We start from the raw sequence: 8,748 nt of genomic DNA on the forward strand, positions 1-8,748 counted from the left end.
GGCGTCGGCGGCGAGCTCCTCGACGGGTGCGCGCAGCCGCTCGAACCACGACCACCAGTAGGGCTTGGCCTCGCGGCGGTGGTAGCCGATCGACGCGGACAGGACGGCGATGGCGAGCTGGTCGGGGGTGCGCTCGCCGGCCGTCCCGGTGTGCATCGCGAGCCACTCGACGACTTCCGCGTGCGGGTCGGGACGCGACTCGGGCGGCTCGGTGGTCGCCGGGACGTCGGGAGGCGTGGCGTCGCGGTCGACGAGGCCGAGCAGCCAGTCGCGCAGGCGCCAGGTGGAGAGGCAGTCGTACTCGTTGTAGTCGGCGATCGACGTCTGCAGCGCGGCGGCCTGGTCGACCAGACCGGCCTCGCGTGCGTCGAGGAGCATCGGGTGGACGACCATCGAGTCGGCCGCCGTGGTGACGTCGCCGGTGCGCAGGTCGTCGCCCATGTAGAGCGGCTCGAGCGCCTTGATCGAGTACGACCGCTGCGACACCCGGACCGACGCGCGGACGGTGGCGTACAGGTCGACCAGGACGCCTGCCCGCAGGAGGTCGTCGACCTCCTCCTCGCCCGTGCCGTGACGGGCGGCGAGGCGCAGCAGGGCGGAGCGCTCGTAGTCGGCGTAGTGGTAGACGTGCAGGTCGGGATGGCGGCGGCGTCGCTCGGCGAGCCAGTCGAGGAAGCCGCGCAGGGCGGCGCGCTCGCCGATGCGGTCGTGCGCCCACCAGGGGCGGAACGTGCCGCGCTCGCCGTCGGGCGTCAGGGCGCCGAACAGGTACTCCAGCCCCCAGTCGTCGGCCTCGCCGCCGTTCCAGAGCGGGTCGCCCTCGAAGTCGAAGAACACGTCGCCCTCGCTGGGCGCGGGCAGGGCGCGCAGCGCGTCCTCGTCGACGACCTCGGCGATCGGGTCGCCCTCGGGCCCTCCTGGCGGACGTTGCGTCACCTGCAGGCGGGCCTGGGTGCGCAGGCCGTCGAGGGCGCTGCCGGTCAGGCCGGGGACGGGCTCGTCGCGGACGGCGAGCTCGTCGATGGTGCCGACGCCCGCGTCGAGCAGGTGCACGCGCTGGGTGCCGCGGAGGCGGGCCACGAGCAGCAGGTCGCGCCGGCGCTCGACCTCGGCGTCGCAGTCGTCGCAGCGGCCGCACACGCGCAGGCCGGGCTCGTCCCAGGCGACGGGCGTCGTCGCGGCCCGGTGCCGGTCGAGCAGCTGCTCGAGGCGGTGCCGCCGGTCGCGGTAGACGGGGAGGAGGTCGACCAGCCTGTGGCGCGCGGTGGTGCGGTCGCCGAGCCGCAGCACGGCGTCCGGGGCGTGCGCGAACCCGGCGCGCTCGAGCTGGTCGGCGTACGCGGCCACCTGCAGCAGCGCGTCGACCGTGGAGTGGCGGGCGAGCTTGGTGTCCCAGACCTCCCACCGCCCCTGGTCGTCGCGCACCAGGAAGTCGGCGTGGCCGCGCAGCCGCCCGTCGAAGAACGTGGCCTGGTGGACGACGTCGGCGCCGGCCCGCAGCGCGTCGAGGGTGGCGTCGCGGGCGGCCACGAGCGCCTCGGTGGTGCTCGCGGGCCACCCCAGGCGCGCGACTCCGCGTCCGGCCTCGCGGTCGAACGGCCCGAACCGCGCGAGGAACGCCTCCAGCTCGTGCTGCTCGTGCGCGTCGCCGAGGGCCGCGGTGCGCTCGAGCACCGGGTCGGCGGGGTGTTTCTCGACGGGCACCCGCCCCAGCCGCTCGTCCAGCCGGCGCAGCGTCGCGTACTCGCACACGGCGGCCGCGGACAGGTCGGACGGGCTGTGGACGATCACGTCGTCGAGCAGCTGCACGTCGTCTCCCGAGGGTCGGCCGTCACCGTAGCAACGGCCGCCGACGCTTCGGACGAGCGTCTCTGGATCGTGGTTGGTCTCTCGATCGTGGTCGTCATGACGACCACGATCGAGAGTCTTGGCCGTTCGACGACGAGTCGACGTGCCGCGCCCGTACGGTGTCGACAACGCGGAACCGATGACAGGGGGAACACGATGGGTGTCATGAACGCGATGCTGGGAAACGCATCGAAGCTCGACCCGCAGAGGGCGACCCAGGAGTACCAGAGGCTCCTCGGCAACGGCGAGACGGTGCAGGCGGCCTACCAGCTGGTCCGGGACGCGTTCCTGTTCACCGACCGGCGGCTGATCCTCGTCGACAAGCAGGGGATCACCGGCAAGAAGATCGAGTACCACTCGATCCTCTACCGCAGCGTCACGCACTTCGCGGTCGAGACGGCGGGCAGCTTCGACCTGGACGCCGAGCTCAAGATCTGGATCAGCGGCAACCCTGCCCCGATCCAGAAGCAGTTCGGCAAGGGCGTCGACATCTACGAGGTCCAGGCGGTGCTCACGCACTACGTGGCGAGCGCGGGCCGCTAGGCCGGCACAGGCATCTCTGGATCGTGGTCGCCCTGGCGACCACGATCCAGACATCGACCACGATCCAGAGACGCTCGTCGGGCGGCGGGGGAGTGTCGGAGGGCTCGCATAGCCTGGGGGCATGGCGGCCCTGGCAGACCTCGCGGACGACGCGACGCTGCAGGTGCTGGTCGGGCACGACACGTTCAGGCGGGGTGCGGAGTATGCGCGGACCGACCGGGTGCGCGAGGTCGAGGTGGCCACCAACCTGTCGGGCACGGTCGTGCAGGGCACCGTCCTCGGCACCGGAACCGCGGTCTACCAGACCGTCGTCTCGGTGCGCGGCGGCGCCAAGGTCGGCGACGAGATCGAGCTGTACGCCGCCTGCTCCTGCCCCGTCGGCCGTGCGTGCAAGCACGCCGTCGCCACCGTCCTGGTCGCCCGCGACCGCGAGTCCCGCGGCGGCGCCGCGGCCAGGCCGTCCGGGCCCACCTGGGAGACCACGCTCGGCGAGCTCCTCGACGACCTCGACCACGAGGTCCCCGACGCCGTCGACGACCCCTCGGTCACCGGGCTCGGGCTGCAGGTCGAGCTGGTGGCGGGGGTGTCGCCCGCGGCCCGTCACGCCCGCTGGACGGGCCCGGTGGCCGAGTCGCGTGGACGGCTCCGGGTGCGGCCCGTCAGCCAGGGCGCGCGCGGACGGTGGGTGCGCTCGGCGGTCACCTGGGCCTCGATCGCCCACGCCGACCACGCCTACGGCCGGTTCCACCAGGCCCAGGTCGACCTCCTGCGCGAGCTGCTCGTCAGCCTCCGCGCCGGCTCCCGCTTCGCCTACGGCACCGACACCGCCGACCGCGACCTGCTCACCTTCGGCCCCTCGGTGTGGCGCCTGCTCGCCCGCGCCGGCGAGGTCGGGTTGCCGCTCGTGACGGCCGGGCAGCTCTCGTCCGTCCGCGTCGCCGACGCCCCCGCCGCGCTCCAGCTCGACCTCACCGGCACCCCCGACGGCGGCACGCTCGTGCGCGCCGGGGCGGTCGTCGACGGTACCTGGGCCGACGCCGACGACGTCGACCTCATGGGCGATCCCGCGCACGGTGCCGTGCTGTGGCGACGCGACGACGACGGCCCGCGCCCGTCCTGGAGCCTGGTGCTCGCCGAGCTCGACCAGCGCCCCAGCGTCGCCGTCCAGCGGTTCGTGTCGCGCCGCACCACGCTCGAGGTGCCGCCGGGCGAGCGCGCCGGGCTGCTCGAGGAGTACGTCCCGCGGATGCGGCGGCTCGTCCCCGTGTCGTCGGCCGACGGGTCGGTGGCGCTGCCGGTGCCCGTCGTCCCGCGCCTGTGCCTGGCGGTGGAGTGGAAGTCCGCCCACGAGGTCGACGTCGCCTGGCAGTGGCGGTACGGCCACGCCGACTCCGAGCGCGTCCACGACCTCGACGCGCCGCCCGGACGCGGGTCGCGCGACACCCGCGCCGAGCGCCGGCTGCTCGCCGGCCTCGAGCTCGACGACGCCGCCGTCGCGCTGCTGTGCACCGAGACCTCCGGCCCGCCGCGAGTCCTGCCCCAGCAGTGGCTGCACGGCGACGACGCGCTCCACCTCGGTCGCGACGTCCTGCCGTCGCTGCGCCGGGCGGGGCAGGTCGAGGTGCACGTCACCGGCGACGAGCCCACCTTCCGCGAGGCGCGCGGTGTCCCCGAGGTCAAGTTCGCCGCGATGGAGCCCGACGACGACCGCCCCACCGACTGGTTCGACCTGCAAGTCGTGGTCAGCGTGGAGGGGCGCGCGATCGGTCTCGGCACGCTGCTCGAGGCGCTCACCAAGGGGCAGAAGCGGATCGTCCTGCACGACGGCGTCTACGTCGACGTCGACCGCCCCGAGCTGGCCCGCCTGGCCCGGCTGATCGAGGAGGCCGGCGACCTCCAGGACCAGCCCGAGGGCGGCGTCCGCGTCTCGCGCTACGCCACCACCACCTGGGACGAGCTGGCCGAGCTCGGCATCGTCGACGAGCAGGCCCAGCAGTGGGTCACCGCCGCCGCGGCCCTGCGTGACCTGCAGTCGCTGCCCGCCGTCGCCGAGCCCGAGGCCCTCCACGCCACGCTGCGTCCGTACCAGCACGAGGGCTTCCGCTGGCTCGCGTTCCTCTGGCAGGCCGGCCTCGGCGGCATCCTGGCCGACGACATGGGCCTGGGCAAGACCGTGCAGACCCTCGCGCTGATGGCCCACTCCCGCGCCACCAGCGACGCCCCGTTCCTCGTCGTCGCGCCCACCAGCGTCGTCGCCACCTGGGCGGGCGAGGCGGCCAGGTTCACGCCCGGCCTCACCGTCCGCACGATCACCGAGTCGCACGCCCGCCGCGGCTCGTCGGTCCGCGAGGTGGCCCACGGTGCCGACATCGTCGTCACCTCCTACACGCTGTTCCGCATCGAGGCCGACGCCTACCAGGACGTCACGTGGGCCGGGCTGGTGCTCGACGAGGCCCAGGCGGTGAAGAACCACCAGGGCAAGACGTACCAGGCGGTCCGGCGCCTCGGTGCGCCGTTCACGCTCGCCATCACCGGCACGCCGATGGAGAACAACCTGATGGAGCTGTGGTCGCTGCTGTCGATCGCCGCCCCCGGGCTCTACCCCCACCCCGGACGCTTCGCCGACCACGTCGCCAAGCCCATCGAGCGAGGCCACGACCACGAGGTGCTCGCCCGCCTGCGACGCCGCGTGCGACCGCTGATGCTGCGCCGCACCAAGGACCTCGTCGCCGCCGACCTCCCGCCCAAGCAGGAGCAGGTGCTCGACGTCGTCCTGTCGCCGCGGCACCGTCGGCTCTACGACACCCACCTGCAGCGCGAGCGCCAGAAGGTCCTCGGGCTGGTGGAGGACCTCGACCAGCACCGGATGGCGATCTTCCGCTCGCTCACCCGGCTGCGCCAGCTCAGCCTCGACCCCGCCCTGCTCGACGAGGCGCACGAGGCGGTCGGGTCGGCCAAGATCGACGTCCTCGTCGACCACCTCAAGGAGGTCGCCGAGGGTGGTCACCGCGCGCTGGTGTTCAGCCAGTTCACCGGATTCCTGGCCCGCGTCCGCGCCCGGCTCGACGCCGAGGGCATCGGCCACGCCTACCTCGACGGCTCCACCCGCGACCGTCCGGCCGTCGTGCAGGGCTTCAAGGACGGCGACGCGCCCGCGTTCCTGATCAGCCTCAAGGCCGGCGGCGTCGGCCTCACGCTCACCGAGGCCGACTACGTCTTCATCCTCGACCCGTGGTGGAACCCCGCCGTCGAGGCGCAGGCCGTCGACCGCACGCACCGCATCGGCCAGACGCGCCACGTCATGGTCTACCGGCTCGTCGCCACCGCCACCATCGAGGAGAAGGTGATGGAGCTCAAGGAGCGCAAGGCCAGCCTGTTCACCAGCGTCCTCGACGACGAGGCGATGCTGTCCTCGCCGCTCAGCGCGTCCGACATCGCCGGGCTGTTCGCCGACTGACGTTCAGGGCGCGACGGCCCGCAGGCCCGCGAGCACCGCCTCGAGCCCGAAGGCGAACGCCTCGTCGGCCCGCTCGACGCCCGACGGCGCGGCCTCCACCGCCGCCCGCAAGACCGGGTCGGACGCCGTCACGTCCCAGACGTCCTCGGGCGCGGCGACGTCGAGGGCCGAGCCGATCGTGAAGCTGTCGACGAGCGTGATCGCGTGGAGCAGGTCGGCGCCGGAGAACCCGGCGCGCTCGAGCAACGCGGCCAGCGAGCCGTACATCGCGAGCACCTGGGGGTCGGCGACGGTGTGACCGGTCAGCATCGGGATCAGGCGCGGGTGCCGTGCGAACGCGTCGCGGTACTGCCGCACCAGCCGTCGCGCGGCGTCGTCCCACGCCTCGCCGGGCTCGGCGACGAACCGCAGCCCGGCGAACACGCGCCCGCGCATCGCCTCGACGACGCCGGCCTTGCCGCTGACGTGGTGGTACAGCGACGACGCCGACACCCCCAGCCGCGAGGCGAGACCGGGCATCGTCAGGTCGCCGCCGGAGTCGACGACGGCGAGCGCGGCCTCGGCGATCTTGTCGACCGACAGCACCGGGACGGACGGACGGGCCACGACGATCTCCTCCAGGTCGGGTCTTGCGCGGACGGCTCTCTGCGTCCCACAATAAACCGAATGACATTCGATTGACGAGCGGAGCGGTGACATGAGGGTGATCGAGGCCGGACCGGTGCCGGAGTCGCCGGCGCGGGTGGATGCCGCCGGACGCGAGCCGCTGCGGGTCGGCGTGGTCCAGCACCGCTGGCGCGAGGACGCCGACGAGCTGGTGCAGGTGCTCACCGACGCGATCGGGCAGGCCGCCGACGCCGGCGCGCAGCTGGTGCTGCTGCCCGAGCTCACCTTGTCGCGCTACCCGGCCGACACGCTTCCCGAGGGCGACGCCACCCGCACCGCCGAGGACCTGCTCACCGGCCCGACGGTGTCGTTCGCGGCCGCCGCGGCGCGACGTCACGGCGTCCACGTGCACGCCTCGCTGTTCGAGAAGGCGCCGGGCGACGACGGGCTGGGCCTGAACACCGCGGTGCTCGTCGGCCCCGACGGGTCGCTCGTCGCGCGGACCCGCAAGCTGCACATCCCCGTCACCGCCGGCTACCACGAGGACCGCTACTTCCGGCCCGGCCCGGCCGACGAGCCCTATCCCGTGGTCGACCTGCCCGGCCACGACGCGCGCCTCGGTCTGCCGACGTGCTGGGACGAGTGGTTCCCCGAGGTCGCCCGCGCCTACGCGCTCGCCGGCGCGGACGTGCTGGTCTACCCGACGGCGATCGGGTCCGAGCCCGACCACCCGGACTTCGACACCGCGCCGCTGTGGCGCCAGGTGATCGTGGGGCACGCGATCGCCAACGGCCTGTTCGCCGTGGTTCCCAACCGCACCGGCAGCGAGGGCCTGATCGACTTCTACGGCTCGTCCTTCGTCGTCGACCCCTACGGCAGGGTGCTCGTGGAGGCACCGCGCGACGAGGAGGTCGTGCTGGTGGCCGACCTCGACCTCGACCAGCGCCGCGACTGGCTCACCCTCTTCCCGTTCCTGGCCACCCGCCGTCCCGACACCTACGGAGCACTGACCCGATGACGTGGGCGATGCCGGCCGAGACCGCGCCCCACACGCGCACCTGGATGGCCTGGCCGAGCAGCGGCTACACGCTGGGCGAGACCGCCGCGGACGCCGACGAGGCCCGCGCCACCTGGGCCGCGGTCGCGCACGCGGTGGCCGGGTTCGAGCCGGTCGCGATGGTCGTCGACCCGCTCGCCGAGGACGTCGCCCGGTCCTGGCTGTCGTCCGAGGTCGAGCTGCACGTCGCCCCGCTCGACGACGCCTGGATGCGTGACATCGGCCCCACCTTCGTCGTGGGTGACGACGGACGCCTCGGCGCCGTCGACTGGGTGTTCAACGGGTGGGGCCAGCAGGAGTGGGCGCGCTGGGAGCACGACGCCGCCGTCGGACGCCGGGTCGCCGCGCTGGCGGGCGCCGAGCTGGTGCCCAGCTCGCTGGTCAACGAGGGCGGGGCGATCCACGTCGACGGGCGCGGCACCGTCCTCGTCACGCGGACCGTGCAGCTCGACGAGCGCCGCAACCCCGGCTGGACGCGCGAGGAGGTCGAGGCCGAGCTCGCGCGGACGCTGGGGGCGTCCGAGGTGATCTGGGTGCCGCGCGGCCTCACCCGCGACTACGACACGTTCGGCACCCGCGGGCACGTCGACATCGTCGCCTGCCTGCCGTCGCCGGGCGTCGCGCTCGTGCACGACCAGCAGGACGCCTCGCACCCCGACCACGCCGTCAGCGCCGAGGTGGTCGCGGTGCTCGGCGAGCACCTCGACGTGCTGCGGCTGCCCGCGCCCACCGTGCTGTGCGACGACGAGGGTCCGGTGGACTACAGCTACGTCAACCACCTCGTCACCAACGACGGCGTGGTCGCGTGCACGTTCGACGACCCGAACGACGACCGGGCCCTGGGCGTGCTCGCCGACGCCTACCCCGGCCGCCGCGTCGTCGGCGTCGACGCCCGCCCGCTGTTCGCGCGCGGGGGCGGCATCCACTGCATCACCCAGCAGCAGCCGGCGGTCTGAGCCTCATCGCACCTCGAAGCGGGTGAGTCCCTGCGGGCTCGCGGCCTGCACCTCGGCGGCATCGACGCGCGCGGACGCGGGGCCGGAGCGGACGACGTCCAGCACCTGCTCGACGGCCGCGGACGGCCCCTCGAGGTGCGCGCCGACGCTGCCGTCCTCGCGGTTGGTCACCCAGCCGCGGACGCCGGCGCGGTCGGCCGCCTGGGCGACGGTGAAGCGGAAGCCGACGCCCTGCACCCGCCCGCGGACGAGCACCTGCACCGCCGTGGTCTCGTCGTGGT

At 73.9% G+C, this 8,748-nt stretch carries 7 protein-coding genes; 4 read left to right on the top strand and 3 right to left on the bottom strand.

The annotated features are described in order from the left end of the window. On the bottom strand, positions 1-1,809 hold a 1,809-nt coding region (locus ACI6PP_RS22080), incomplete at its 3' end, for a TM0106 family RecB-like putative nuclease (RefSeq protein ID WP_421113881.1). Between the two features lie 204 nt (positions 1,810-2,013). Here ACI6PP_RS22080 and ACI6PP_RS22085 point away from each other — a divergent pair. Both ACI6PP_RS22085 and ACI6PP_RS22090 read left to right on the top strand, forming a co-directional pair. Beyond that, positions 2,014-2,391 carry a PH domain-containing protein gene (locus tag ACI6PP_RS22085; RefSeq protein WP_421113882.1) on the top strand — a complete coding sequence of 126 codons (378 nt, stop codon included), beginning with the start codon at positions 2,014-2,016 and terminating at the stop codon, positions 2,389-2,391. A 121-nt stretch (positions 2,392-2,512) separates the two neighbouring features. Then, the gene (locus ACI6PP_RS22090) at positions 2,513-5,848 is read left to right on the top strand and encodes a DEAD/DEAH box helicase (protein WP_421113883.1); all 3,336 of its coding nucleotides are present in this window, start codon (positions 2,513-2,515) and stop codon (positions 5,846-5,848) included. A 3-nt stretch (positions 5,849-5,851) separates the two neighbouring features. Here ACI6PP_RS22090 and ACI6PP_RS22095 read toward each other — a convergent pair whose 3' ends face one another. Next, positions 5,852-6,454 carry a TetR/AcrR family transcriptional regulator gene (locus tag ACI6PP_RS22095; RefSeq protein ID WP_421113884.1) on the bottom strand — a complete coding sequence of 201 codons (603 nt, stop codon included), beginning with the start codon at positions 6,452-6,454 and terminating at the stop codon, positions 5,852-5,854. 91 nt (positions 6,455-6,545) lie between these two features. On the opposite strand from ACI6PP_RS22095, the gene ACI6PP_RS22100 reads away from it, so the two are divergent. Then, on the top strand, positions 6,546-7,472 hold the full coding sequence (locus tag ACI6PP_RS22100) for a nitrilase-related carbon-nitrogen hydrolase (protein ID WP_421113885.1): 927 nt from the start codon (positions 6,546-6,548) through the stop codon (positions 7,470-7,472). Then, the gene (locus ACI6PP_RS22105) at positions 7,469-8,467 is read left to right on the top strand and encodes an agmatine deiminase family protein (RefSeq protein ID WP_421113886.1); all 999 of its coding nucleotides are present in this window, start codon (positions 7,469-7,471) and stop codon (positions 8,465-8,467) included. The genes ACI6PP_RS22100 and ACI6PP_RS22105 overlap by 4 nt, the downstream gene beginning before the upstream one ends. Before the next feature lie 3 nt (positions 8,468-8,470). On the opposite strand, the gene ACI6PP_RS22110 is transcribed toward ACI6PP_RS22105, so the two are convergent. Continuing rightward, a partial coding sequence (locus ACI6PP_RS22110) for an acylphosphatase (RefSeq protein WP_421113887.1) occupies positions 8,471-8,748 on the bottom strand: 278 nt, incomplete at its 5' end.

The sequence above is a fragment of the Solicola agrisoli genome, from assembly GCF_049059935.1.
Classification (GTDB): Bacteria; Actinomycetota; Actinomycetes; order Propionibacteriales; family Nocardioidaceae; genus JAURVT01.

Bases quoted from the DNA above. Each gene is read 5' to 3' on its own strand.
- ACI6PP_RS22100 (WP_421113885.1), top strand. From the start codon at position 6,546: ATGAGGGTGATCGAGGCCGGACCGGTGCCGGAGTCGCCGGCGCGGGTG.
- ACI6PP_RS22085 (WP_421113882.1), top strand. From the start codon at position 2,014: ATGAACGCGATGCTGGGAAACGCATCGAAGCTCGACCCGCAGAGGGCG.
- ACI6PP_RS22105 (WP_421113886.1), top strand. From the start codon at position 7,469: ATGACGTGGGCGATGCCGGCCGAGACCGCGCCCCACACGCGCACCTGG.
- ACI6PP_RS22090 (WP_421113883.1), top strand. From the start codon at position 2,513: ATGGCGGCCCTGGCAGACCTCGCGGACGACGCGACGCTGCAGGTGCTG.